Source organism: Endozoicomonas euniceicola (assembly GCF_025562755.1).
GTDB classification, from domain to species: Bacteria; Pseudomonadota; Gammaproteobacteria; order Pseudomonadales; family Endozoicomonadaceae; genus Endozoicomonas_A; species Endozoicomonas_A euniceicola.
Map to the genome: position 1 here is coordinate 4,833,905 of NZ_CP103300.1, position 25,753 is coordinate 4,859,657.

The 25,753-nt window shown below is 49.1% G+C and carries 22 protein-coding genes; 20 read left to right on the top strand and 2 right to left on the bottom strand.

What is annotated here, in order from left to right; all coding sequences use genetic code 11:
- Positions 1-84 precede the first annotated feature (84 nt).
- Positions 85-720, bottom strand: coding sequence for a hypothetical protein (locus tag NX720_RS19550; RefSeq protein ID WP_262596872.1), 636 nt, complete (start codon positions 718-720; stop codon positions 85-87).
- A gap of 340 nt (positions 721-1,060) precedes the next feature.
- Here NX720_RS19550 and NX720_RS19555 point away from each other — a divergent pair, with 340 nt between their 5' ends.
- From NX720_RS19555 to NX720_RS19565, 3 genes are all read left to right on the top strand, one after another.
- The gene (locus tag NX720_RS19555; protein WP_262601613.1) at positions 1,061-2,746 is read left to right on the top strand and encodes an AMP-binding protein; all 1,686 of its coding nucleotides are present in this window, start codon (positions 1,061-1,063) and stop codon (positions 2,744-2,746) included.
- A gap of 115 nt (positions 2,747-2,861) precedes the next feature.
- Complete coding sequence (hrpA, locus tag NX720_RS19560) at positions 2,862-6,752, top strand: ATP-dependent RNA helicase HrpA (RefSeq protein WP_262596873.1); 3,891 nt, start codon at positions 2,862-2,864, stop codon at positions 6,750-6,752.
- A 131-nt stretch (positions 6,753-6,883) separates the two neighbouring features.
- A complete protein-coding gene (locus tag NX720_RS19565; RefSeq protein WP_262596875.1) occupies positions 6,884-7,168 on the top strand; it encodes a hypothetical protein in 285 nt (94 codons plus the stop codon).
- 21 nt (positions 7,169-7,189) lie between these two features.
- Here NX720_RS19565 and NX720_RS19570 read toward each other — a convergent pair whose 3' ends face one another.
- Positions 7,190-7,561: a hypothetical protein gene (locus tag NX720_RS19570; RefSeq protein ID WP_262596876.1), complete on the bottom strand. Its 372-nt coding sequence runs from the start codon at positions 7,559-7,561 to the stop codon at positions 7,190-7,192.
- 653 nt (positions 7,562-8,214) lie between these two features.
- Between NX720_RS19570 and NX720_RS19575 the strand changes: the two genes are divergently transcribed.
- From NX720_RS19575 to zipA, 17 genes are all read left to right on the top strand, one after another.
- Positions 8,215-9,675 carry a sigma-54 dependent transcriptional regulator gene (locus tag NX720_RS19575; RefSeq protein ID WP_262596878.1) on the top strand — a complete coding sequence of 487 codons (1,461 nt, stop codon included), beginning with the start codon at positions 8,215-8,217 and terminating at the stop codon, positions 9,673-9,675.
- Positions 9,676-10,253: 578 nt separating this feature from the next.
- Positions 10,254-11,072 carry a MinD/ParA family ATP-binding protein gene (locus tag NX720_RS19580; RefSeq protein WP_262596879.1) on the top strand — a complete coding sequence of 273 codons (819 nt, stop codon included), beginning with the start codon at positions 10,254-10,256 and terminating at the stop codon, positions 11,070-11,072.
- Positions 11,073-11,074: 2 nt separating this feature from the next.
- The gene (locus NX720_RS19585; RefSeq protein WP_318654059.1) at positions 11,075-11,839 is read left to right on the top strand and encodes an RNA polymerase sigma factor FliA; all 765 of its coding nucleotides are present in this window, start codon (positions 11,075-11,077) and stop codon (positions 11,837-11,839) included.
- A 238-nt stretch (positions 11,840-12,077) separates the two neighbouring features.
- Positions 12,078-12,530: a rhodanese-like domain-containing protein gene (locus NX720_RS19590; protein WP_262596880.1), complete on the top strand. Its 453-nt coding sequence runs from the start codon at positions 12,078-12,080 to the stop codon at positions 12,528-12,530.
- 242 nt (positions 12,531-12,772) lie between these two features.
- A complete protein-coding gene (ccmC, locus tag NX720_RS19595; RefSeq protein WP_262596882.1) occupies positions 12,773-13,525 on the top strand; it encodes a heme ABC transporter permease CcmC in 753 nt (250 codons plus the stop codon).
- 70 nt (positions 13,526-13,595) lie between these two features.
- Positions 13,596-13,880 (top strand): heme exporter protein CcmD, encoded by a 285-nt coding sequence (ccmD, locus tag NX720_RS19600; RefSeq protein WP_262596883.1) that lies wholly within the window; start codon positions 13,596-13,598, stop codon positions 13,878-13,880.
- On the top strand, positions 13,877-14,344 hold the full coding sequence (gene ccmE, locus NX720_RS19605) for a cytochrome c maturation protein CcmE (protein ID WP_262596885.1): 468 nt from the start codon (positions 13,877-13,879) through the stop codon (positions 14,342-14,344). Before ccmD ends, ccmE begins: the two co-directional genes overlap by 4 nt.
- Complete coding sequence (locus NX720_RS19610) at positions 14,341-16,329, top strand: heme lyase CcmF/NrfE family subunit (RefSeq protein WP_262596887.1); 1,989 nt, start codon at positions 14,341-14,343, stop codon at positions 16,327-16,329. Before ccmE ends, NX720_RS19610 begins: the two co-directional genes overlap by 4 nt.
- Positions 16,326-16,862: a DsbE family thiol:disulfide interchange protein gene (locus NX720_RS19615; protein WP_262596889.1), complete on the top strand. Its 537-nt coding sequence runs from the start codon at positions 16,326-16,328 to the stop codon at positions 16,860-16,862. The genes NX720_RS19610 and NX720_RS19615 overlap by 4 nt, the downstream gene beginning before the upstream one ends.
- Positions 16,863-17,336, top strand: coding sequence for a cytochrome c-type biogenesis protein (locus NX720_RS19620; RefSeq protein WP_262596890.1), 474 nt, complete (start codon positions 16,863-16,865; stop codon positions 17,334-17,336). It abuts the gene before it with no gap.
- A gap of 2 nt (positions 17,337-17,338) precedes the next feature.
- Positions 17,339-18,493 (top strand): c-type cytochrome biogenesis protein CcmI, encoded by a 1,155-nt coding sequence (gene ccmI / locus NX720_RS19625; RefSeq protein ID WP_262596892.1) that lies wholly within the window; start codon positions 17,339-17,341, stop codon positions 18,491-18,493.
- Between the two features lie 136 nt (positions 18,494-18,629).
- Positions 18,630-18,968: a hypothetical protein gene (locus NX720_RS19630; protein ID WP_262596894.1), complete on the top strand. Its 339-nt coding sequence runs from the start codon at positions 18,630-18,632 to the stop codon at positions 18,966-18,968.
- Positions 18,969-19,272: 304 nt separating this feature from the next.
- Positions 19,273-19,734, top strand: a complete 462-nt coding sequence (locus tag NX720_RS19635) for a hypothetical protein (RefSeq protein ID WP_262596895.1) — start codon at positions 19,273-19,275, stop codon at positions 19,732-19,734.
- A 1-nt stretch (position 19,735) separates the two neighbouring features.
- Positions 19,736-20,062: a hypothetical protein gene (locus tag NX720_RS19640; protein WP_262596896.1), complete on the top strand. Its 327-nt coding sequence runs from the start codon at positions 19,736-19,738 to the stop codon at positions 20,060-20,062.
- 70 nt (positions 20,063-20,132) lie between these two features.
- Entirely contained in the window at positions 20,133-20,762 is a 630-nt protein-coding gene (locus NX720_RS19645; RefSeq protein ID WP_262596897.1) for a hypothetical protein, read from the top strand.
- 282 nt (positions 20,763-21,044) lie between these two features.
- Positions 21,045-24,554 carry a chromosome segregation protein SMC gene (smc, locus tag NX720_RS19650; RefSeq protein WP_262596898.1) on the top strand — a complete coding sequence of 1,170 codons (3,510 nt, stop codon included), beginning with the start codon at positions 21,045-21,047 and terminating at the stop codon, positions 24,552-24,554.
- A gap of 146 nt (positions 24,555-24,700) precedes the next feature.
- Positions 24,701-25,720 carry a cell division protein ZipA gene (gene zipA / locus NX720_RS19655; RefSeq protein WP_262596900.1) on the top strand — a complete coding sequence of 340 codons (1,020 nt, stop codon included), beginning with the start codon at positions 24,701-24,703 and terminating at the stop codon, positions 25,718-25,720.
- Positions 25,721-25,753: the final 33 nt, after the last annotated feature.

A 25,753-nucleotide genomic window follows, 5' to 3' on the forward strand; every position in this document is an offset into this window, starting at 1 on the left:
TTTTGGCTCATTTATATTTTGGCCTATTTATACCATCGTACTATTTGTATGTCCGTATGTTCTTTCAATAGAATGAGTTTGTGGCTATTCATCAAGCCGGGTATAGAGCCTTATTCCCGGGTGTAATGCAAAGAGAGGCCAGTTCGTGTCATCCACGTAATCTGGATTTATGTTTTCAAATGAGCGGGCATCGGGTGAAAATTTCGGTTCCAGTGAGTACATTTCAGGTTTATAGCTTGCGAGTAAGCTTGGAGATGTAAGTACTACGATTTGATGATTTAAAATACCTGAGTATCTCATCCCTTGGGAGCAGCGTCCTATCAGAGACTCTCGCACACACATACTGTACATACCTCCCATAAGAACAAGGCTTGTGATGTTATTCTCTTTCAGGAAAGGCAATAGTCGTGGGGATGTCTCTGAACCCAGTACCCCCGCATTTTTTTTGATGCATGAAAAGTCTGGTTTTTTGATAATACTGTAAATATGTTTTGCGAAGCTTTCGTAAATTTCATGTACGACAATGATTTTGCATCCCAGCTCTATGCAGAAACGAAGAGTATCTTGTTGTCTTTGTATTCTGATAAGGTGGTTTTTGGTCGTTTCACTGCACCATTTTCCATCCGTTTCATCTATAACGATGACCGCTGTATTAATGTTGGATTCAGGTGTGTGAAACTTACGAATATCTGTAAATAAAGCTCCGTTTATAACGGACATTGGTTGTTTATCTCTGCGGCACTAAATACCGGATAGTATAGTTCTGTTCAGTGCGTTCAGAAGCACTGGCCGACAACATCTGGCTCTGAAAGACGCTCTGTTACAGGAAACAATCGGGTATTTACCGAATACTGCCTGTTCGTAAAAAGTCAAAACTGATAACCTTTTGCCGCCGGGGTTGGACAGGTATTAGAGGTACCTGTGCTTCTCCCCCCCAATCAGATTCAACTTTGACCGTATTGAGTGGTAACGGATTTCGTGATTTTTATGTCTAAAGGGCAGCTGCCGCAACACACCGGTTCCCTCCTCGTTGTTACTCAGCTAAAGGAGGGCGACAGTGATTAACAGTAATTTCTGGCATGACAAGTACCCTGATGGCGTACCATCCGAAATAGATACCGGACAGTACCGTTCTATTCTGGACGTTCTGGATTATTCCGCACGCAAATACGCTGATAAACCCGTGTTCAGTAACCTGGGTAAAACTTTCAGTTATGCACAGCTACACCATCAGAGTGGACTGTTTTGCAGCTATCTTCAAAACCATACCGACCTGCGTCCGGGTGATCGTATTGCCGTAATGCTGCCCAATCTGTTGCAGTTTCCGGTCGTTGTGTTTGGGGCTCTGCGTGCGGGTCTGGTGGTAGTGAATACTAACCCGCTGTATACCGAGCGTGAAATGGAACATCAGTTTAACGACTCGGGCGCTAAAGCGTTGGTGGTGTTATCGAACATGGCTCACATGGCTGAGCGTGTGGTGCCAAAGACCAGTATCCGGCATGTCGTCATTACCGACGTTGGCGATATGCTGCCCGCCGTGAAACGTGTTCTGGTTAATGCCGTCGTTAAGTATGTGAAGAAAATGGTGCCGGACTATGTGGTAGCCAACGCGGTGCCGTTTACGCAAGCCATGAAGCTGGGGGCTTTAAATACGCCTCTGGATGCCCGCAAAGAAGGCGACGAGGTTGCAGTACTGCAATACACCGGCGGTACGACGGGTATCGCTAAAGGAGCGATGCTGACGCACCGTAATATTCTCAGCAATATGTTCCAGACCAAGGCCATGGTAGCTCGCAATCTGGAAGACGGTAAAGAGCTGCTGGTGGCACCTCTGCCGCTGTACCATATTTTTGCGTTTACCGTTCACTGCATGGTGGGGATGCTGGTAGGCGCCCATAACCTGTTGATTACCAATCCGCGGGATATGAAAACCTTTATGAAAGATCTCAGGGGTAAGCCGTTCAGCATGTTTGTTGGCCTGAACACCCTGTTTGTGGGACTGATGAAAAATGAAGAGTTCCGCAAAATGGACTTCAGCTACCTGAAGAACACCGTATCAGGGGGGATGGCGTTACAGATGGATACCGCTGAACGCTGGGAGCAGCTGACCGGTTGTAAAATCTGTGAAGGTTATGGCATGACTGAAACCTCGCCGATTGTCACCATTAACCCTCTGGACCGCATCAAACTGGGTACCATTGGCATTCCTGTGCCGTCCTGCCAGCTGAAGGTAATTGACGATGAAGGTAATGATCTGGGCCTGAACGAAGTCGGTGAATTGTGTGTTCGCGGTCCCCAGGTGATGAAAGGCTATTGGGAGAATGAAGCAGCCACTGCCGACAGTGTTGATGCGGACGGCTGGCTGAAAACCGGTGATATTGCCAGGATTGACGATGAAGGTTACGCCACCATCGTTGACCGCAAAAAAGACATGATTTGCATTTCCGGCTTTAACGTCTACCCGAACGAGCTGGAAGAAGTGCTGACCATGCACCCTGATATTGTCCAGAGCGCTGCCATTGGAGTTCCTGATGAGCGCAGTGGCGAAGCCATTAAAGTTTTTCTGGTCTCTTCTAACCCTGAACTGAACCGTGATGACGTTATTGCGCACCTGCGTAAACATGTCACAGGCTACAAGGTGCCTAAGCAGGTTGAGTTCCGTGATCAGCTGCCAGTCACGAACGTCGGTAAAATTCTCCGCCGTGAATTGCGTGAAGAAGAGTTGAAAAAGCTGGCAGCGTCTTAAGGGGAATTTAATATACCGCTGTTGGCTGTTGGCTGTTGGCTGTTGTTTAAAGAGAAAGGGCGGGTATAATCCCGCCCTTTCTTTATCTATCGATGTTAAATCCCAGGAGAACTGAGTGTCCGGCAAAAACGAGCTACGCAGTGCTATTGACCAGTGCATGATCAGGGATCGCTATCCCCTGCGGCGGCAGTTGCAGCGCCTGAAGCGCAGCGATGAGTCAGCACTGGGAAAGCTGCAGGATCGTATTGAGCGCTCAGTTAACCGGGCACAGGCGCGCGCTGCTGCCATTCCTGAGGTTAAATACGATGACGCCTTGCCTGTGGTTCAGCGTCGGGATGAAATTGCCCGGGCCATTCGTGATCATCAGGTGGTGGTTATTGCCGGTGAAACCGGTTCGGGCAAGACCACACAATTACCCAAAATCTGCCTTGAGGCCGGACGGGGTGTTTATGGCCTGATTGGTCATACTCAGCCACGCCGACTGGCTGCTCGTTCGGTGTCCAGTCGTATTGCGGAAGAACTGAAAGTGCCGGTCGGTGAGCAGGTGGGTTACCAGGTACGTTTTACCGACCACGGTAACGAAAATACTCTGGTCAAACTGATGACTGACGGTATTCTGCTGGCTGAAGTTCAGAACGACCGTTTTCTGAACCGCTACGACACCATCATTATCGACGAGGCTCACGAGCGCAGCCTTAATATTGATTTCCTGATGGGCTACCTGAAGCATCTGTTGCCGAAACGCCCTGACCTGAAGATTATTATCACCTCGGCCACCATTGATGTTGAGCGTTTCTCGAAACACTTTGATAACGCTCCGGTGATTGAGGTGTCCGGTCGCACCTACCCGGTTGACGTAAACTATCGGCCCCTGGAAGAACTTGAGCTGGAAGGGCGTGATGCTGACCAGCGTTTGCAGCAGGGCGTTCTCGCTTCTTTAAGGGAAATTGAAGACCTGGAGCGGGGCAGTAAAAGTGGCAGGCTGGGCGATGTGCTGGTATTTCTCAGTGGTGAACGGGAAATCCGTGAAACGGCAAAGTTTCTCCGGGATGCCCGTCTGGCGCATACTGAGATTCTGCCGCTTTATGCCCGCCTGTCAGCGGCTGAACAGAACCGGATTTTTCAGTCACACTCCGGTCGTCGTGTGATCCTTTCCACCAACGTAGCGGAGACCTCCCTGACGGTTCCGGGTATTCGTTATGTGATTGATCCGGGAACGGCCCGGATCAGCCGTTACAGTGTGCGTTCCAAAGTGCAACGCCTGCCGGTAGAGCCTGTTTCCCAGGCGTCGGCCAATCAGCGTAAAGGTCGTTGTGGTCGTGTAGCGGAAGGGATCTGTTTTCGTCTGTACAGTGAAGAGGATTTCCTGTCCCGTCCTGAGTTTACGGATGCTGAAATTCTGCGTACCAGCCTGGCGGCGGTTATCCTGCAGATGTTGCGTCTGGGGCTGGGCGACATAGCTGCCTTTCCATTTGTGGATTCGCCGGATTCCAAAGCGATTAACGACGGCTTTAAGTTGTTGCAGGAATTGGGAGCGGTCAATGACGACCGTCGCATGACCCGGGTTGGCAGACAGTTGTCGCAATTGCCGGTTGATCCAAGACTGGCACGTATGCTGATTGAAGCTCATAAAAATCGTGCCTTGAATGAGCTGCTGATTATTACCAGCGCCCTGGCGATTCAGGATCCAAGGGAGCGCCCGGCAGAAAAACAGCAGGCAGCGGATCAGCGTCATCGTGAACATTACCACGATGATTCCGATTTTATGAGCTTTGTACAACTCTGGGAAAGTTATGAGGAACAGCGTCAGGAACTGTCCCAGAACCAGCTGCGTAAATATTGCAAACAGCAATTTCTGTCGTTTATGCGGATGCGTGAATGGCGTGATCTTCACCGCCAGCTGGCGCTGGCCTGCAAAGACATTGGGCTGAAGGTTAATGATGAAGCGGCGAGTTATGGCGATGTTCATAAATCATTGCTGGCAGGCTTATTGTCTCATCTGGGCAATAAGGATGAAGAAGCGGACTATATGGGTGCGAGAAACCGTCGCTTCTATCTGTTCCCGGCTTCTACCCTGTATAAACGCAAACCTAAGTGGGTGGTGACGGCGGAGCTGGTGGAAACGTCCCGTCTGTTCGCCAGGGTTAATGCCAAAATTGAACCCCAGTGGATTGAGCCGCTGGCGGGGCATCTGGTGAAGCGTAACTACTTTGAGCCGCGCTGGGAGAAAAAACGCTCTCAGGTTGTCGCCTATGAACAGGTCACTCTTTATGGGCTGATTATTGTCGGGCGTCGTCGTGTGAGCTACGGTGCGATTGATCCGGTGGTGGCGAGGGAAATATTTATCCGTGAAGCGCTGGTGGAAGGGCATTATCATTCCAAAGGCGCTTTCCAGCAGCACAACCTTGACCTGATTGGTGAGGTGGATGAACTGGAAGCCAAGTCCCGTCGCCGGGATATTATGGTGGACCCGGAAACCCTTTACGCCTTTTATGATGAACGCCTGCCGGAAGACATTCATAATGGCGCTGGTTTTGAAAAGTGGCGATCAACCGCTGAGAAAGAGCAGCCGCAACTGCTGTTTCTGACCCGAGAGTATCTGATGCGCCATGATGCGGATCAGGTGACGGAAAACAAGTATCCGGATCGCCTGCGCTGGGAGGGGCTGGAATTGCCGTTAACCTACCATTTCGAACCGGGCGCTGTTGACGACGGTGTCACGCTGACACTGCCTGTTCAGGCGTTGCGACTGTTGCCTAAACACCGTCTTGAATGGCTGGTTCCCGGTATGTTGTACGACAAGTGCGTTGCGTTGGTGCGCGCCTTGCCCAAGGTGGTTCGTAAGAATTTTGTACCGGTGCCGGATTATGTACGTGGTGCCATGGAAGCTATGTCGACCTGCGACGAGCCGTTGACCGAAATTCTTGGTCATCATCTGCATCGTATGGCAGGGGTTCGCATTCTGGATGAGCACTGGAATATCGATGACCTTGATCCGCATCTGCGCATGAATTTCCGCCTGATTGATGAAAACGGTAAGGAGCTGGGGCAGGGGCGTGATCTGATCAGGCTGAAAGAGCAGTTTGGCAACCAGTTGGAAGACAGTCTGCGTAAACTGACAGACAGCCCTCTGGAACAGGAAGGGTTGAAAGACTGGAATTGTGGTGAGTTGCCACAGGAGATCACCCGTAAAGTGGGTGGGCTGGTGCTGAAAACCTATCCGGCCCTGGTGGATCAGAAAAACAGTGTGGCGGTGAAGCTGTTTGAAGATCAGGGAATGGCAGCCAGTGAGCATCGTAAAGGTTTAACGCGACTGTTCCGGTTCAAATTATCCAGTCAGATTAAGTTTGCTCTGAGCAAAATGAAAAGTTTTGCACAGGTTAAGTTGCTAACCACAGGGATTGTTCAGGCGCGGGCGCTGGAAGATGACCTTCAGAGCTTTCTGATCTCCGAGGTATTTGTGCAGAACCCGGATGAGTGGCCCAGAAACCAGGACGCCTTTCAGGCACTGGTGGATCAGCGCAAGGGTAATCTGGTGCCATTTGCGGAAGAGATCGACAAACTGCTGCTGGAAATCTTTAAAACCGCTCACTCGGTTAGCAAAAACCTCAAGGGTAAGATTTCTTTTGACCGGGCTTTTTCCCTGGCTGATATTAAAGCGCACCTGGGACAGCTGATTTATCCGGGCTTTATGCAGGATGCGGGTATTGAATGGCTGAGGCACTATCCGCGTTTCCTGCGGGGTATTGAGCTTCGTCAGGAGAAACTGCCCGCCCAGATTAATAAAGACCGGGCATGGACTGAAGAGTTGACCCTGTTGTATCAGGGCTGGGAAAAGCGTCGGGAGATTCATCAGAAGCATAAGCTGGTGGATGAGAAGCTGGCACTTTACCGCTGGATGCTGGAGGAGTATCGGGTGTCCCTGTTTGCCCAGCAGCTGGGAACCCGTTTTCCGGTTTCAGCTAAACGCTTGCGTAAGCTCTGGGAGGAAGTTCAGGATATATAATGGTATTGGCTGCTTATACTATTAGTTAAATCAGTTAGAGATGCCATCAGGAAAGCTTTTGGGTGGCATTCTTTTATTGGTCTACTGGTCTATTGAAACCGTTCCGACAGGTAACTTGCAGGGAGGCTGAAATGATTAGAGGGACAACAACTTTCATTGCGGTATTTTTTTCATTAAATCTAATGGCCACTGAAGATGGCGAACCGGATTATTTGCCTGTAAATGACTGGGAAAACCAGCAAGCAGAGAATGAGTCTGAAGAAGGTTTCGATCCATCTCTGATGTATTTTGACAGAGATGAAGACGCAGATGAGACTGAATATAATCAGTTGGGATCACCTTATGAAGAAGCTGATGATTTTGACCAATTTTATGAAGATAGTGAACAGCCTGAAGATGTATTTTATGATGAATAACAGCAACAATAATTAGCTTCTTTATAAGAATGATTTTTTAGGTTTGACACCTTTTTTATCATGTGAATTGGCTCGTTGCGCTCTGTGAAGAAAGAGCATTGCACACTGTTTTTCCAGATCAAAATGGATTGAAAATGCGCTGTCTGCTGGTATTTCCGAGTAAGTGACTGGAGAGGCGTAACGATCTTTGTCATAAAGTTCCTGCCTGGTAAAAAGTTGCTTGTCACGCAGGGTATTGAGAATGTTGTTTAAAACATGCAATTCAATAAATGTTTCGTGTTTGATATTTTCAGCGAACTCCACAGGCGAAGCATGCTCAAGTGGATTCCAGAAGAATTTCAAACCGAAAAAAAAGTCTTCTACATCCTCAAGTGAAAGCTTTGATATAAGCATTGACCTGTAGGGAAGGGCGGTTATATCGACTAGATGTTTACTTGTTTCACGCTCAAGCTGCCTGATCTGCCGATCCCGTATTTCTTGTGGAAGTAAAATGTTTTAATCACTATTTGTTATTGCCGACAGCATCTTTTGACAGGTGTGGTGGATGCGTATAGTCAAATTGTCTAAAAAACTAACCTCTGCCTGAAAATCTATCTCTTTTATACGGCTCTGGATAAAGTCAACAGGATTTAGTGAACAGCATCTCGATGTGAGCATTGAATATATACCTCCTATTTTAAAGCGGTCAATCTAAGTTGAGAAACCAGAGGAAGCAACTGACTGACACTTTTGACTTACTTGAATAGAGATTTTTTTGACAAACAATTATGCGGTGAGTTCATATCGTTTGCCTGCTGATGCTGATTTCTGCTCTCTTGTTTTGCACTATGAATAATTGCTCTAAAAAGTGCTTGACCCCTCCGGAATAACAGCCGCATTCCCGACAAATTGAAAAAATCCCGATAAAAATTCATTAAAGTTGGAAATAAATTTGACGAAACAGTTATTTAGACCTTAAATGAATTAATAAGAGTATTTTTTATAGCGATTCTGATTAATTCAAGCTGTTTTTTTTCATTGCTTTGATGACAAGGAACGTCGTTACAATGGAGACAGTGGATCAGGTGCTTATCATAGAAGACGCTCAGCAGCGTCGCCATGATCTTAGCACCATACTCGAATTTATGGGGTATCGCACCAAAGCTGTTGGTGCGGCACATTGGGAACAAGCCGTCAGCGACATGGACAAGGGTGGCTTCTGTGCCTTGTTCCTGGGAGACTTTCTTCAGGCAGAAAGCTCTCTTCAGGGAATGATTGCCCGAATACAGCGCTGGAGCGGAGGTGTTCCGGTGGTTCGTATTGCTGAACCCCTTCCTGAAAATCTTCAATCCTCACTTCGCCGTCAAATTATCTCCCGCATCGACTGGCCTTGCACCAAGCCGCAGCTGCTTTCGTGTTTGCATTATGGACAGGTCTATCGTGAGCAGTGGCGACAGGTGCACCAAACCGGTTTTAATCACCAGGTGGAACTGTTTCGTGGGCTGGTGGGCAAAGGGGAAAGAATTCGTAAAGTGCGAGCCGCCATGTCGAAAGTGGCGAACAGTGATGTCAGCGTGCTGATTACCGGGGAGTCCGGAACTGGCAAGGAAGTGGTCGCGCGCAATCTGCACGAACATTCTGATCGGAAGGATGGACCTTTTGTTCCGGTGAATTGTGGTGCGATTCCCCATGACCTGCTTGAAAGTGAACTCTTTGGTCATGAAAAAGGTTCTTTTACCGGAGCGGTTGCTACCCGGAAAGGACGCTTTGAGCTGGCCCGGGGTGGAACTCTGTTTCTGGATGAAATCGGTGATATGCCCATGCACATGCAGGTCAAACTGCTGCGTGTGTTGCAGGAAAGAACCTTTGACCGGGTAGGTGGCTCTGAACCTATAGAAGTGAATGTCAGAATTATTGCCGCTACCCATAAAAATCTTAAAAACATGATTGAGGCAGGCGAGTTCCGGGAAGACCTGTATTACCGGTTAAATGTATTCCCGATTGAAATGCCTGCTCTCAGGGAGCGGCCCGAGGATATTCCACTAATTCTTAATGAACTGGTGGGCGCGATGGAAAAGCAGGGCAGAGGTTCTATCCGACTCAGCTCTGCCTCTATTCTTTCTTTGTGTCGCCATGACTGGCCGGGTAATGTCCGGGAGATGGCTAATTTGCTGGAACGTCTGGCTGTGATGTATCCCTATGGTGTTGTGGGTATTCAGGACCTACCGCCAAACTTCTGCCATTTTGATCAGCATACCGGTGATGATGACGGCGTTGCGGATCTCTTTCCTGATAGTATTCAACCCGCTGGCAGTGGTGGTGTGGATGAGCTGGCTGTGTTACCGGTCGGTGGCCTGGATCTGAAAGAGTTTCTGACTCGCCTGGAAAAAAGCCTGATTCAGCAAGCGTTAAGTGACTGTAATAATGTTGTTGCCAGGGCTGCTGATAAACTTCAAATTCGTCGTACGACACTGGTTGAAAAAATGAGGAAGTACAGTTTGCACCGCTACGAAGAAACTGCCCGTTAATTCTTTTTCTGTCTTAAAAAAACGCCATAGACTTGTCTATGGCGTTTTTTTTCGTTTGAATAAATCGCCTCAATTATCCGGCTGTTATTCTCATTCTATTAACAAAAATAAAAACGACATAAAACTGTCGTTTTTATTTTTGTTATTAATATCATCTACGAATGACAGAGAAATGTCTTTTTTACCGGTTTTGATCAGAATTATTTGCCATTAAAACGTCACTATAAACTGACACTGTCAATTAATTTTCGTTACGCTTTTCAAATAAATAACCAGTTTTTATTAAATGGCGACAGTGTTTGCATAGTGTCAATTTAATAGCATGACAGAAAAATGATCGATAAAAATTACATTCAATAAAATCAATGGGTTATGTTTTGTTCTCGTTGTTGGGTCAAATTATTGCCACGTCAAGGTGGTGACAATTCATGTTTTCGCTGCTTTTTAAAAGACTGGCACAAGACTTGTTATATAAAAGATGACAGTGAAAAAAGTTGTTGAAGTAAGGAATTGATGTAGCGGTAAAGAATAGATGTCGTTTTTAAATTTCGACAAACATAATCTAAAGCTGGTCAATTATGAACTCATCAACAAAACAAGTGATTGCTGTTGCGGGATGTAAAGGCGGGGTAGGCAAAACACTGGTGTCTGTGAATCTGGCTTTGGCACTGGCCAGAAAAGGACGAAAAGTTGTTCTGGTCGATGGCAACCTGGATGTTCCGGATGTGGGGGTCACTCTGGGTCTTGAAAAAGATCTGGATATGAACGCTCCTGAAACCGGTCGTTTAGAAGCTTATGACCACGGTCTTTTAAAACACGGACCTTCTGGTGTTAATGTTCTTACTCCAGGAGGAAAGCCTATTTGGCGGGAGTCTATTAATATTGGTCAGGCTGTTGCAATGATTGATAGCCTGGAACCCCTGGCACCCTCTCTCGATACCCTTATTCTTGATACTTCTCCCGGTCTGGCACCAGACAATATCACCCTGATTCAGGCGGCAGGAGAAATCCTTATTGTCGTTAATCAGGAAGTGGTTTCATTACTCGACGCTTTGCGTTTAATTCGGGTTTTATACCGGATTTATGGTGTCCAGAAATTTGGCATCATCGTTAATGCAGTGAGTAATCGTCGCTCCGGGGCGCAGCAGTTTGAAAAGCTGCAGGCGCAATTAAAAGACGAAGTTGAGATTGTTTTGCGATTCCTGGGAACCATTCCTTTTGACAAGACGGTCGCAGAATCTCTGAAAGAACAAAAAGCACTGCTCGAACACAACCCGGACTGTCGTGCATCCAAAGCCATTCTCCGAATTGCACAACAACTGTATTCCATGCCAGTCACGCCTCCCCGCGGGCGCATTGAGTTCTTTCTACCAACAAGAATAAAAGAGAGGGTTTAACCATGAACGAGATCACTCAAAAGTCTGGCAAGCAGCCTTCTGAAGCGGAACTGACTGAAGCACAGAAAAAACGGAAAAAGGCAGAAGTGACTGAGCTGGTTGAACTGCACCGTGGATTGGTGAAACGAATTGCTAATCACCTTGCTGCCAGAATGCCCGCCAGTGTTCAGATTGATGACCTGGTTCAGTCTGGCATGATCGGGCTGCTGGAAGCAGCCGGTAAATACGATGCTACTAAAGGTGCGAGCTTCGAAACCTTTGCTGGTATTCGTATTCGGGGGGCGATGCTGGATGAAATTCGCAAAGGTGACTGGGGGCCAAGGTCTGTTTATCGCAACAGTCGGAAAGTATCAGAGGCCGTACAAAAAGTAGAAGCCAGGCTCGGGCGTGATGCGAGGGACTTTGAAGTAGCAGCGGAACTCAATGTAAAAGTGGGTGAGTTTTACACCATTCTCAGTGATCTGCGTGGTTGCCGCCTGTTCAGTTTTGAAGAGCTGTTTGACAGTGAAGAGTCCAGAATGCAGGCGCGTTCCGGTGATCAGGGGCCTCAGGCTGACACTCAGGAAGAAAAATTCAAATACGCCCTGGTGGATGCTATTGAAAAACTGCCAGAACGGGAAAAGCTGGTTCTGATGCTTTATTACGATGAAGAAATGAACCTGAAGGAAATTGGTAAAGTGCTGGGAGTCAGCGAATCCCGTGTCAGCCAGATTCATTCTCAGGCAGCCCTCAGGCTCCGGGGCAAACTTCACCACTGGCTGAGCTAGGCTCATCCAGTGGTATCACTCCAACCGGACCTTTTGAAAATGATTTCTTACCAAAGAATGGCTGGGTTTTCTCTGTTTAACAGACCAGCTTCTTCGGGTTAATTCGTTGGTTTGTTTGTTCAGCTTATATGCTACATCGCTTTGAACAGACGTTTTTTAGTTTCTTAATGTTCCAAGTTAGCTGTCATGCGCTCCATATACTTTTTTATTAAGAAGTTTTATAACGGACTGTATCAATATGAAATGGATTTCTTATGTAGCAGGAATCGTTCTTGCTTTGTCCAGCCCTTTTCTCTCTGCGCAGGAAGCGCCCGTCAATATCAAGGACGTCGTCACAGTTAATACCCATCAGGCCAAGAGGCTGCATGAGCTGGGTGCTCTGTTTATCGATGTCCGCCCTCTGAGCCAGTGGCGTTGGGGAAGGGTTGACGGAGCCCATAATCTTGACCTGAAATCGGGCTTTCGGCAGCTTTTTATGCCAGGCACTCTGGACAAAAATACGCCCATCGTGATCTATGGGAACAGTACCTATCACATGCGTGGCGCTATCGCCAGTTACCTTGCTGCGCTCTGGGGGTACAAACGTGTGTTTTTCTTCCGGGACGGTTACTACTCCTGGTTGGCACTGGATTTTCCTGTCACTCTGAAGTCTGACTCCAGACCTGAAGAAGTAGTCACCAGAAGACCCTGATCATTCACACGAATAACTACGCTATTTGATCGTTTCCTGTCTTTCTTATCCACAGATTTGAGTGTCTGACTCATGCCTGTGGATAACTGCTTTTTTATCCTCTCTGCTGCTGAATTTGGTTTTCTGCCTTATTCGTCTGTGCATTTCAGGCAAAATCCGGTACTGTTTCGTTACCTACGACGATGAAAACTGCGTTTTCATAGTAAAAACTAATAAATAACAATGAGATAGTCTAAGCAGTAATGAGCTGGCGTTTTTTTCACAGACTGGGCTCTCCCAGATGGTTCTACGAAATCAGCGGTCGATGGCTGCCATGGTTGGCACTGTCAGCTGCACTGCTGATCCTTACAGGTTTGGGATGGGGATTATTGTTTGCCCCGCCAGATTATCTTCAGGGAAACAGTTACCGGATCATCTTTCTGCACGTACCCAGTGCGTTTCTGGCTTCAGCCATCTACGCCATGATGGCCATAGCAGCCGTTGTCAGCCTGGTCTGGAAGATAAAACTGGCGGATATAGCTTTGCAGTGCAGTGCTCCGATTGGTGCCTCATTCTGTTTTCTTGCCCTGGTGTCCGGTGCGGTATGGGGTAAACCCACCTGGGGTACCTGGTGGGTTTGGGACGCACGTCTTACATCAATGCTGATTCTTTTCTTTCTTTATCTGGGCGTTATTGCTTTAAGGGGGGCGATAAACGGAACTCATGCCGCAGCAAAAGCCTGTGCCATCCTGGCGCTGGTCGGAGTGGTCAATCTGCCCATCATTAAATTTTCTGTTGAATGGTGGAATACTCTGCATCAGGGAGCAACACTCAAGCTGACCAGCAAGTCATCGATGGCACCGGAAATGCTGTGGCCGTTATTGATCTCTATTGTGGCCTTTTATCTGTTTTTTGCAGTGGTTCTGTTATTGCGAATGAGGGCTGAGATTCTAAGCCGGGAAAGGCGTACCCAATGGGTTCAGGCATTACTGACACCCTCAGGAAGAACCGTATAACAACGGATAATAAACACGTTTCTTTTCTACTTCCGTAATAAGCAGAACAAGTTTGGGAGGAAGGTATTGAATGTACTTTGACAGCTTAAGCAGTCTGATTGATATGGATGGACATGGAGCTTATGTCTGGGCCGTCTATGGAATCGGTTTACTGGTAATACTCTACAATATTGGAGTTCCTTTGCTACGTCAGAAGCAGGTCATCCGTTCGATACAGTGCCATGGTCGTCGAACAAAAAAAGCAATAACAACACTAGGCAGATCGGTTCAGCCGGCCAGAAGTAATCCTGATGGAAGAGGTTCTGGTAGCGAGAAAGCGGTAGACAGTATGACGGACAGAGGGGAAGTAATATGAACCCGGTTCGGCGACAGCGGTTAATTCTGGTCTTATTGCTGGTTTCCGGAGTGGGGCTGGCAGTAACGCTGATGATGCTGGCTTTGAAAGATAACATTAACCACTTCTACTCCCCTTCACAGATCGTTGCCGGAGAAGCGCCTCAGAACAGTCGTTTTCGTGCTGGCGGTATTGTTGTTCCTGGCTCAGTGAGAAGGGATGACAAGGGTCTGACCGTTTATTTCAAAATTACAGATGGCGCGGCAGAGGTGGAAGTTCAATACACCGGCATACTTCCCGACCTGTTCCGGGAGGGGCAGAGTGTTGTCGGAACCGGCAAGCTGGATGACAAACGTCGTTTTATTGCTGATGAAATTCTTGCCAAGCACGGTGCAGACTATATGCCGCCGGAAGTGCAAAAAGCGCTTGAAAATGCGGCTCCCCATCCTATTAAAAAACCAGCGGTGGAAGGAGACAAGCAGTGAATCCTGAACTCGGGCTTCTGGCACTGATCCTTGCATTTGTCATGGCGCTCCTGCAAGGCATAATCCCTCTGGCAGGCAGCTACATGGGCAAGCTGCGCTGGATGGCGATGGGCAGAACGCTGGCATTTGGGCAGTTTGCTTTTGTATTACTGTCGTTTATGTGTCTGGTGTATGCGTTTGTCAGTGATGACTTTTCTGTGGCGTATGTCGCTGGTAATTCCAATATTCTGTTGCCGTTGCAGTACAAAATTACCGCCACCTGGGGAGGCCATGAAGGCTCTCTGTTGCTGTGGATTCTGGTGCTGGCAGGCTGGACACAGGCTGTCGCTATGTTCAGCTATCGCTTACCCCATGAACTGTCGGCAAGAGTGCTGTCGGTACTGGGGCTGGTCAGCGTCGGCTTTTTGCTGTTTATCCTGTTTACCTCTAACCCGTTTGCCCGAATCCTGCCGTTTCCACCGTTGGACGGTAACGACCTGAATCCGCTGCTGCAGGATTTTGGCATGATTGTTCATCCGCCCATGTTGTATATGGGTTATGTCGGGTTTGCGGTTGCTTTCGCGTTTGCGATCGCTGCGCTCCTCGAAGGCAAAATGGACAGCGCCTGGGCGCGCTGGGCAAGACCCTGGACGACCGTGGCATGGTGCTTCATGACCCTTGGTATTGCCCTTGGCAGCTGGTGGGCCTATTACGAACTGGGCTGGGGCGGCTGGTGGTTCTGGGACCCGGTGGAAAATGCCTCGCTTATGCCGTGGCTGGTGGGTACTGCGTTGATGCACTCTCTGGCAGTGACAGAAAAAAGGGGATTGTTTAAAAGCTGGACATTGCTACTGGCGATCTTCACCTTTTCGTTAAGCCTGTTTGGCACTTTTCTGGTTCGCTCGGGCGTGCTGACGTCTGTGCATGCGTTTGCCAGCGACCCGGAGCGTGGCTTGTTTATACTGGTTTATCTGGTCGTGGTGGTGGGGGCGTCATTGACGCTGTTTGCTTTCAGAGCCCCACAGGCGCAAAACCGGATTGGTTTCGGCCTGCTGTCCAGAGAAACCTTTCTGCTGCTAAACAATGTGCTGCTGACCATTGCAGCGGCAACCGTGTTGCTGGGAACGCTGTTTCCTCTGATTCTCGATGCCTTGGATATGGGGCTGATCTCCGTGGGCCCTCCTTATTTCAATACACTTTTTGTACCGCTGTCGATGTTGTTGGCGCTCAGTCTTGGGGTTGGCCTGTTACTTAACTGGAAGGAAAATCTTACTTTCTGGCTATGGTTGCAGGTGCGCTGGATTTTGCTGATGTCAGTGGTGGGAGGGTTTGTATTTAGCCTGCTCTACGGAGATAGCTTCCTGATCAGTGAAGCTCTGGCCATAGGGCTGGTGCTGTGGATTGTTTTAGCCATTGCCCGGGACATTATGAATAAAACCCGCCACAAAGGGCTGTGGCAGGGTATGAAAACACTGAGGGCCAGCTATTACGGCATGCAGCTGGCTCATCTTGGGCTGGCTGTTACCTTTATTGGTGTGGCGATGAGTGCCGGTTATACGGTACAGAAAGATGTCCGCATGGCGCCGGGCGATATGGCTGCCTTGGGCGATTACACCTTCCGCTTCGACGGTATTCAGCGTCGGCAGGGGCCTAACTATCTGTCTGATTATGGCAGCGTAACGGTTTTTGAAGGTCAGCGGCAGGTGGCTCGTATGCATCCGGAAAAACGGCTTTATCAGGTGCAGAATATGCCTATGACAGAAGCCGCGATTCATCCACGTCTGTCACGAGACCTCTATGTTGCACTGGGTGAAAGTCTGGGTGATGACAGCTGGGCGCTCAGGCTGCATGTAAAACCCTTTGTCCGTTTTATCTGGCTGGGTGCGATCTTTATGGCGCTGGGTGGTTTTGTCGCTATTGCCGACCGACGTTACCGACTGCGGGTGACAAAACGACGATCAGCAATGGATTCCGGTAAGGACGATGCAGAAGGAGTCGCTGTGTGAAGAAATGGACACTGGTGCCTCTGGTTTTATTTTTGGTGTTGTCCCTGCTGTTTTACCGGGCTCTGTTTCGGGAAAACAAAAATGACTTGCCTTCCGCATTGCTGAACAGACCTTTGCCGGAGTTTCAGTTGCCAGCTGTGTTAAATCCTGAGCGTTTAATAACGGCAAAAGAGCTTACAGGAGAGGTCTTTTTGCTGAACGTCTGGGGCTCGTGGTGTGTCGCCTGCCGGATTGAACACCCATACCTGTTGGAACTGGCTGAACAGGGCGTCACGATTTATGGCGTGAACTACAAGGATGAACAGGCTGACGCCCGGCAATGGCTGAAACTCCAGGATGACCCTTATGTCTTAAGTGTCGCCGATGTGGATGGCAGACTGGGCATTGATCTGGGGGTTTATGGCGCGCCGGAAACCTTTCTGGTTGATCAGCAGGGTATGATCCGCTACAGGCATATTGGCATAGTGGACAAGCGGGTCTGGGAGGAAGACCTGAAGCCCCGTTATCAGGCTTTGCAGAAGGAGTCAGGCTGAATGCTTCAGGTCATCCGATACGTTATTTCTCTGCTAACGTTGTCTTTGTGGGCGATGGCAGCGAATGCCGCCGCAATAGACGACTATGTATTTGCAACGCCGGAACAGCAGAGCCGGTTTATTCAACTGACGACAGAGTTACGCTGTCCACAATGCCAGAACCAGTCGATTGCCGATTCCAACGCCACCATTTCAGAAGACTTGCGTCGTGAAGTCTATCGACTGATTGGTGAAGGCAAGGAGGATCAGGATATTATCCGCTTTATGCAGGAGCGCTATGGTGACTTTGTTCTCTACAAACCCCGGCTTAATGCTCAAACCCTGTTGCTCTGGTTTGGCCCCTTACTCCTGCTGATCATGGCGCTGGTGATTCTGGTCGTGATCGTAAAAAGGCACCGTAAAGCTGACCAGCCCTGTGTGCTGGATAAAACGGAACAGGCTGAGCTGGATAACATTCTGGACGGTAAACAATGATAATGAATTTCTGGTTTTCTGCCGGTTTACTGATCATGGCTGCCATTGCACTGGCAGTAGTGCCTTTGCTAGTTAAACGTCGAAAGTCGTTTGGTGCAACAGCTCAGGAAATCAATATAGAGCAATTTCGGGAACAACAGAAAGAGCTGGAAACACAGCTTAATCAAGGACTGATTGCTCCTGCCCTGGCAAATGAAATGCGTACAGAGCTTGAGAAAAAGCTGTTGAGTGATGTGCCGGCAGGACACCGTAAAGGCTTCGACGTTCGTCCCGGCGTTGTCATGTCGGCCCTGATTGTGCTGCTGATCCCTCTGATGGTATTGCCACTTTACTGGAAGCTGGGTGCACAAACTGAACTGCAGGTGGCAGAAGCGCTGGTAAAGCCAGAGCTGAATTCAAATTCACTACTGGAGACCCTGGAGAGCTGGCAACAAAAGAAGCCTGACAACCCTCAGGCATTGTATCTGCTGGGCGGACGCTATCTGGCTCTGGGGCGAATGGAGGATTCGGTGCAGGCTTTCCGTCGCTTTTATCAACTGACTGGCAGTGACCAGGGAGCAGCCCAGTTGGCTCAGGTGTTGTATCTGAAAAACAATAGCCGGTTTGATACAGAGGTCAGCCAGCTGTTGCACGAAGCTTTGACGCGCAACGAATTTAATACGACAGCTCTGGGGATGCAGGGCATCGCTGCCTTTGAACAAAAAGACTATACCGGTGCGCTGGCAGCCTGGGATAAAGCCCTTTCCGTTGAGACTGATCCGGAGGCTCGGGAGTCGTTGCTGACAGGTATTAATCAGGCGAAAAAGATGCTGGGCGAACCCTTACCCGCTGTCAGGGTCAGGGTATCGCTGGCACCAGAAATTCAGTCTCTGCCGGGGAATACAAGGGTGATGGTATTTGCCCGGGCTAAAGAGGGACGTATGCCCTTAGCGGTGAAGCCTGTTCTGGTATCAGAATTGCCGGGGGAAGTGGTTCTGGACGACAGCACAGCCATGATGATGGGGGGCAGTAAGTTGTCGGAAACAAAGCTGCTTGATGTGGTGGCGACAATAAGCCTTTCCGGCGACGTGATGAACCCTGATTACAAAGGTGAAGTGAAGTCTGTCCGGCCTGAAAGTAAAGAAGTGGTTGAGCTGTTGATACGGCCTGCAGGATAAGTCTGCAAGTTGTATTGGTTTGATTCTATTGCCGAATGATTCAGTGTTTTCTGCGGCAAGGTGGCTTGATATTGTCGAGCGCTTTCTGTGGGGTTTGCTATGCTCAATGCGCAAATAATAACCAGAAGGTATCCTTATGAATCAAGGTTCAGAGTCGAGTCAAACTGAAACACTCGAAAACAGGGTAGAGCGTCTGGAATACAGTGTTCTCAGTACACAGTCAATCCTGAAAAATCTGCTTCTCAGCAGTACTAAGCAACAACTCACCCTTGAGCGTATTGAAGACAGGCTGGAAAAACACGATCACCGAATGGATCAAATGGATCAGCGCATGGATAAAATGGAACAACGCATGGATAAAATGGAACAACGTATGGATAAAATGGATAAAAAGATCGACGTTAACCAGCAGGAAAACCGTGAGCGCTTCGACCAGTTGGAACTACTGATCCGCCAACATTTCCCAAAAAACTGAATCATTCCCTTGCTTTTTCTTTTATTGAAGGAGCAAGCTCTGTCTCATTATTCCCTTTCGCACGAATCGTTTGGTTACGGGCAGAGTAGCAGAATAAGAATGGTTTACCCTCTTTCCTTCATTTGACAGAAGCATCATTGCCTTCTGACAAATAGTCAGGCTGATTTCAGGTCAGCCTTCATATCTTTCTCTCTTACTTTGTTTTTCCTCTCTAATCAGTCAGGTACACCTGCTATGGTTAAATTTTTTCGCAGTTGGCTGCTTGCCTTTATTGGGTTCACTGAGTTCTGTGCCGGTTTTGGCGATGACAGCTAAAGAATGTGTGGAGCTTCAGAAACAGCACGCTGACAATCAATTTGAAGAGTTGATGGCTGTACAGGAAAAGTTTATTACTTCGCTGCGGTTAGATCTTCATAGTGAAAAGTTCAAGCGCGTTATGAAAGAAGAGAAAAATAAGAACAAATACTTCGAGCTCTCACTGAAGAAGTTTTCTGATGAATTGGGGAAAAAATTTCCCGAGCTTGCCAGTGAAATACCTGCGCTGGAGGAATCTCAATACCAAGTTGAAACTCTTGGCAGATGCTATATGTATGGTCGGGTTTATGAGGCTGACGCAGAGATTCTTAAATGGCGTTACTATCCTATTAAAGAAACTGACGAACCCTTGGTAGGTTATATTTGGCCGGATCCGAACGCGAAGGTAGAAATGGTAAGAAAGTACCAGAATTCGCTCATGTGGCAGAGGCCAAAAACTGTCGTTTGTTAAAGTGTTGAAGATAGCCTTTGCCGTCATCACCTATGCTGTAAAGACTGCGGGTATAGATACTCCCTTTCTGGACATACTTTCTGATGGCGTGAAAACACTGCCTGAAAATATTAATATTGATGTCAATCCAAGGGATATTAGTGTGCGAGGTGAACTAAGCCCGCAACACAAGGCCACCTACCTTGATGATATCAAGCTCGACCGGATTAAAATGGAGGTTGAAGAAGATATCTATCCAATGGTCAGGGGAGATCAGATGACCATTAAAAGCATCATGTACTCCGATGTGGAGACTTTTTCCCTCACCATGATGAGCATTAATGCGTAACAGGCTGCAGGGATGCAGTTTGTAACCCTTATTTGAAGCCCCGCAGCCCGGGGTTCAGCAGGTGATCTGGATGTATGATAAGTATGAATGCCTGACCGATCCGTTAAAAATCAGTGATACAACATTTGTACCTGGCTCTATGGTCGTAGATAGTAGCAGCCGTTCCGGGCAGAGGTATTTTTCCGGCTACGTTTTTGTGGGCAGCTATAAGTCGCCTGATGAAATTTTTGAAACAGGCCTGGTGCTTACCCCTGACCCTTCAGTCGACACAGAGACCAGGCTGGGTTTGTTATATGGACCTTCATCCGGGGCAACCCGATTTCATAACGCAAGCGCAGGGGTTTCTTCAAGTATCTGTTCTCATGTTGCTGGCTGGTTTTTTTCTAACTTCGGCACTGTTGGATACGTGTACCTGGTCAACGCGACCTGCTTCAGAGGCTATGCCAGCCCGAATAACCTGCACCCCTCAATATCCCATTATTATCCCAATTTGGCGAAAGATATTTGTGATGTAAACTTTTCTCACCCAATTTCAAGTGATTATATTGTGGGAGTGGTCTGGCCATATAGATTTTTGAATCCAGAGAGAAGTAAATGGAGACAAGGGCCACCTGAAGGGTTAAAAATCACTATAAATCCACATTATAACGGCAATAAAACCTTAAAGACTGCTGAAGAAGTCATAGCACTTTTTTGCTAGTGCAGTTAAACGTAACAGACAGCAGGGATGCGGTTTATAACCACTTCTGAACTACTTTTCTATCAACTTGTCTTATCTTTTCGGATTTAACGACTTTTCCTGTTAGTCTAATCCTGTGTACACTCTGAAAGTTAAGGCTTTTGGCAGCGATACGTTGCTGAACGTCATCAGACTTGATTCGTTCAATACGTCAGTAGGTGATCCAGGCAACACTCGAGGACAGGGAAGAGGGGCCGCGAGACGGCATGCTGTGGCCCCGAAAGCGACGAGCTAAAGGATAAGATGCGTCTAAAATCGATCAAACTGGCCGGTTTCAAATCATTTGTGGACCCAACCGTGGTTCATTTCCCCTCCAATATGAGTGGTGTGGTCGGGCCTAACGGGTGCGGTAAGTCCAATATTATCGACGCTGTGCGTTGGGTAATGGGCGAGTCTTCCGCCAAGCATCTGCGTGGCGAGTCCATGACCGATGTTATTTTCAAGGGGTCAAACAGCCGTAAACCGGCTGCCAAGGCGTCCGTTGAGCTGGTCTTTGATAACAATGAAGGCCGGGTGACTGGAGAATACGCGGCATTCAGCGAAATCTCCGTGAAGCGACTGCTCACCTCAGAAGCTAAAAACTTTTACTATCTCAACGGCACCAAATGCCGTCGGCGGGATGTGATGGATATCTTTCTGGGTACCGGCCTGGGACCTCGCAGCTATGCCATTATCAGCCAGGGAATTGTGTCTAACCTGGTGGAATCCAAGCCGGAAGAGTTGCGGGTTTTTATTGAAGAAGCCGCTGGTATCTCCAAATACAAAGAACGCAGGCGGGAAACCGAGAACCGCATTCGCCGAACCAATGAAAACCTTGAACGTCTGACTGACCTTCGTGAAGAGCTGGGTCGGCGTCTTGGTCATTTGCAGCGTCAGGCACAGGCTGCGGAAAAGTATAAGGAGTTCAAAGGCGAAGAACGTCTGAAAAAGGCTCAGTTACAGGCGCTACGCTGGAAAACCATTGATGAAGGTGCGAGATCTCAGGAACACGTTATCAGTGAGCTGGAAGTTCAGCTGGAAGCAGCTGTCAGCCAACAGCGCTCAGCAGACGCCCGTTCCGAGGAAGATCGTGCCGCACAGATGGAACTAAGCGATCACTTCCACGAGACTCAGGCTAAATTCTACGGCACCGGGAACGAAGTTACCCGCATTGAGCAGACTTTGCGCCACCGTGAAGAACGGGCGAAAGAGCTGAGTCATGATCTTGAACAGCTGGAACACAGTTGGCAGGAAGCCCGTGAACAGATGGCGGACGACCAGGAACAGCTGGAACTGCTCGAAGCCGAGAAGCTGGAGATTGAACCTGAACTGGAAATGCTGCTGGAGCAGGAAGCCGGTTCCGGTGATGCGCTCGCTCAGGTGGAAGAAGAAATGCACCGGCTGCAGCAGGAATGGGATCAGTTTAACCAGCGTTCCCATGAACCTCGTCGTACGGCAGAAGTCGAACAGTCCCGCATTCAGCACGCTGAACAGGTGATTCAGCGTCTGTCTGAGCGTAACCAGCGTCTGAAAGGCGAGCTGGACGGCCTTGGGGGCGGTGAAGACCAGGAAGAGATGGAGCTGCTGGCTGAACGTCTGACCGAGCTGGAAATGACCCGTGAGACTCAGGAGCTGCGCCAGGAAGATACCCTGACTGACATTGAACAGAATCGTACGGCAGTGGACGAGTTGCTGGAGCAGCGTGATCGCAACCGTTCCGAGCTCAGTACCCTGCGTGGTCGCCATGCGTCCCTGGAAGCCCTGCAACAGGCCGCCATGGGGCAGGACACCGGCGTACTGGTGTGGATGGAAGAGCATGGCTTGCAGAACCGTCCCAGGCTGGCAGAAAAACTGCAGGTGGAAAGCGGCTGGGAACTGGCCATGGAAACGGTACTGGGCGACAGTTTGCAGGCGTTGTGTGTCGATGGTTTTGACCCGGTAACGAGCTTTCTCGGTAATCTGGAACAGGGTTCAGCCATACTGCTGGATTCCAGTCAGGCCGTGGCACCACAGGCGGATAAATCGGGTCTGGTGGCCCTGGCCGGTAAAGTGGTGGCTGGTAGTGAAGCTTTGCCAATGCTGGCTGGTATTTTTACCTGCGAATCACTGGACCAGGCGCTAGGGCTGCGTGGGTCGCTGGAGCCCCATGAGTCGATCATTACCCCTGAAGGTATCTGGCTGTCCCGCAGCTGGTTGCGGGTTAATCGCAGTGCCGATAACAGCTCGGGGGTGCTTGAGCGGCAGCAGGAGCTGGAAGCGCTGACCATTAAACTGGAACAGTTGGAGCAGACTCTCGAACTGTTGGCCGAAGACCTGCAAAACCACAGAGAGAAGGGCGATGTTCTGGAAAATCTCCGTAAGGAAATTCAACAGCAGTTGTCTGATCTGAACCGGCAGCAGGGTGAGGTGCGTGCTGACTTACAGGGGCGCAAAGTCCGGTTGGAACAGTTCTCTGAACGACGCAGGCGTCTGGAGCAGGAGCTGACGGATTGTCGGGAACAGCAACTGCTTGAGCAGGAGCAAGTGAATGAATCCCGCCTGAAATTGCAGGAAGCTCTGGACCTCATGGAATACGACAGCAGTCATAAAGATGAGCTGCTGGAAAAACGTGAACGTTGTCGTGAAAAGCTGGAAGACGTGCGGCAGCGCTCCCGTCACGATAAAGAGCGCTCCCATCAGCTGGCACTGCGACAACAGAGCATCAACAGTCAGGTTATGTCATTGCGGGCAGCCATCGAACGGTTGAGCCAGCAGTCCACTAAACTGCGTGAGCGCAGGGAGCTGCTACAGGCTTCCCTGAATGAATCCCACTCGCCTGAAGGTGAATTACAGGAGCAGCTGGAAGCTTTGCTGACTCGTCGGCTGGAAGAAGAAGAGGCCATGCAGACCGCCCGCAGTGAACTGGAAAAGGTTGAACAGCATCTGCAACAGTACGAGAAAGAGCGTCAGGCCGCTGAGCAGAAAGCACAGACTGCCCGTTCCCGTCTGGAAAAACTGCGCATGGACTGGCAGGGCATGCAGGTACGCCGGACGACACTGGCTGAACAGTTAAAAGAAGATCAGTTTGACCTGCAAACGGTGCTGGCTAATATGCCGGAAGAGGCTTCAGAGCAGGGCTGGGAGTATGAACTGGAACGTCTGCAGGCTCGGATTGAACGACTTGGGGCGATCAATCTGGCAGCGATTGAAGAGTATGAAACCCAGTCTGAACGCAAAAACTATCTGGACGCCCAGAACGAAGATCTGGAATCTGCGCTGGAAACGTTAGAGAATGCAATCAGGAAGATTGACCGGGAAACCCGGCAACGTTTCAAGAGTACCTTTGATAAGGTAAATTCAGGTCTGCAGGACCTGTTTCCCAGGGTGTTCGGCGGTGGCCGGGCTTATCTGCAACTGACGGGCGACGATCTGCTGGATACCGGCGTGGCGATCATGGCGCAGCCGCCGGGTAAAAAGAACAGTACTATCCACCTGTTATCTGGCGGAGAAAAGGCACTGACAGCCATTGCGCTGGTTTTTGCCATCTTCCAGTTGAATCCATCACCGTTCTGTATGCTGGACGAGGTGGATGCGCCACTGGATGACGCTAACGTTGGCCGCTATGCAAAAATGGTGTCGGAGATGAGTGACAAGGTACAGTTCATCTACATCACCCACAACAAGATTGCGATGCAGGCGGCTAATCAACTGGTGGGTGTCACCATGCAGGAGCCTGGTGTTTCCCGACCGGTATCTGTGGATATTGAAGAAGCAGCTGCTATGGCAGCCATGTAATATAAAAGCATGGTCGTGTATTACTTTCGGAGTAGTCCGATTCATGTATTTTTGATGTAGCATTGAATGAAATACACCTTATTTTTCCGGTTCGGGAGTCAGACTGTAAGCACTGAGCAACCGGAAAGTGCGGTAAGACGGATGGCATGGACATGAGTTTACGAGAGTTACTGATAGTAATCGGAGTTATCGTCATTATTGGAGTAATTATTGATGGATTCCGCCGTATGCGTCTGGCTCGTAAAAGAGCCTCTGAATTGACGTTTGGAATTGAAGAAGTAAAAGGCTACGACGAATCATTTTCCAGTGAACTGCCAAATGGTGGTGCGCGTCGTAGCGGTGCGCAGGAAGAATTGTCGGACACCGGGGCGGTTGAGGCGGATACTCCAAGGCGTGGGCGCAAGGAAGACCGGTCAGGCCGTCTTGACCGGATTGAACCCGATTTTGACAGCATGGACTTTGGCTCCGCTGTTGAACCCGAACTGGATCTGTCTGAGCCATTAGCCAGTACTGTGTACAGCGGACGGGCTGGGAATGTGGAAGCCGGGTTTGAGCAGTCTGCTGATGATACCGACCCGGCACAGGCTAAAGCCCCGGATGAGCCAGATTTAGAAACAGCGACGACTGAGACAATGGCTTCGGAAACAATGGCTCCGGAGACAAGGGCTAAGCCCCGATCTCTCAGTAAGGTGGAAAAGGATAAGGAAAAACTGTCTGACCGTACTGCTATTGAAGAAGTGGTCGTCATTAACGTGCTGGCTAAAAACAATGAGCTATTTGATGGCACCCGCTTACTGCAAAGCTTACTGACTGCCGGCATGCGTTTTGGTGACCGGTCGATTTTCCATCGCTACAGCGGCAAAGACGGCAGTGGACATATACAGTTCAGCCTTGCCAATGGTGTGAAACCGGGTACGTTTGATATTGAGCAGATGGAAGCCACCGAAACAACGATTCTCAGCCTGTTCCTGTGTCTGCCCGGACCGGAAGCGCCCCAGAAAGCCTTTGCCCGGATGGAAGAAACTGCAAAACAGCTGGCGCTGGATCTTGGCGGTGAACTCAAAGATGAGCATATGAGTGTAATGACTCAGCAGACACTGGAGCATTGTCGTCAGCGGATTCGTGATTACGAACGTAAGCAGCTGGCCATTAAACTCCCTCACTAACTCTCTTATCAGCCCCGCGGTTAAGGCTGCGGG

Excerpts from the sequence above, each read along its gene's own strand:
- NX720_RS19550 (WP_262596872.1), bottom strand. The coding sequence starts at position 720 with ATGTCCGTTATAAACGGAGCTTTATTTACAGATATTCGTAAGTTTCAC.
- NX720_RS19565 (WP_262596875.1), top strand. The coding sequence starts at position 6,884 with ATGATTAGAGGGACAACAACTTTCATTGCGGTATTTTTTTCATTAAAT.
- NX720_RS19570 (WP_262596876.1), bottom strand. The coding sequence starts at position 7,561 with ATGCTTATATCAAAGCTTTCACTTGAGGATGTAGAAGACTTTTTTTTC.
- NX720_RS19575 (WP_262596878.1), top strand. The coding sequence starts at position 8,215 with ATGGAGACAGTGGATCAGGTGCTTATCATAGAAGACGCTCAGCAGCGT.
- NX720_RS19580 (WP_262596879.1), top strand. The coding sequence starts at position 10,254 with ATGAACTCATCAACAAAACAAGTGATTGCTGTTGCGGGATGTAAAGGC.
- NX720_RS19585 (WP_318654059.1), top strand. The coding sequence starts at position 11,075 with ATGAACGAGATCACTCAAAAGTCTGGCAAGCAGCCTTCTGAAGCGGAA.
- NX720_RS19590 (WP_262596880.1), top strand. The coding sequence starts at position 12,078 with ATGAAATGGATTTCTTATGTAGCAGGAATCGTTCTTGCTTTGTCCAGC.
- ccmC (WP_262596882.1), top strand. The coding sequence starts at position 12,773 with ATGAGCTGGCGTTTTTTTCACAGACTGGGCTCTCCCAGATGGTTCTAC.
- ccmD (WP_262596883.1), top strand. The coding sequence starts at position 13,596 with ATGTACTTTGACAGCTTAAGCAGTCTGATTGATATGGATGGACATGGA.
- ccmE (WP_262596885.1), top strand. The coding sequence starts at position 13,877 with ATGAACCCGGTTCGGCGACAGCGGTTAATTCTGGTCTTATTGCTGGTT.
- NX720_RS19620 (WP_262596890.1), top strand. The coding sequence starts at position 16,863 with ATGCTTCAGGTCATCCGATACGTTATTTCTCTGCTAACGTTGTCTTTG.
- ccmI (WP_262596892.1), top strand. The coding sequence starts at position 17,339 with ATGAATTTCTGGTTTTCTGCCGGTTTACTGATCATGGCTGCCATTGCA.
- NX720_RS19630 (WP_262596894.1), top strand. The coding sequence starts at position 18,630 with ATGAATCAAGGTTCAGAGTCGAGTCAAACTGAAACACTCGAAAACAGG.
- NX720_RS19635 (WP_262596895.1), top strand. The coding sequence starts at position 19,273 with ATGACAGCTAAAGAATGTGTGGAGCTTCAGAAACAGCACGCTGACAAT.
- NX720_RS19645 (WP_262596897.1), top strand. The coding sequence starts at position 20,133 with ATGTATGATAAGTATGAATGCCTGACCGATCCGTTAAAAATCAGTGAT.
- smc (WP_262596898.1), top strand. The coding sequence starts at position 21,045 with ATGCGTCTAAAATCGATCAAACTGGCCGGTTTCAAATCATTTGTGGAC.
- zipA (WP_262596900.1), top strand. The coding sequence starts at position 24,701 with ATGGACATGAGTTTACGAGAGTTACTGATAGTAATCGGAGTTATCGTC.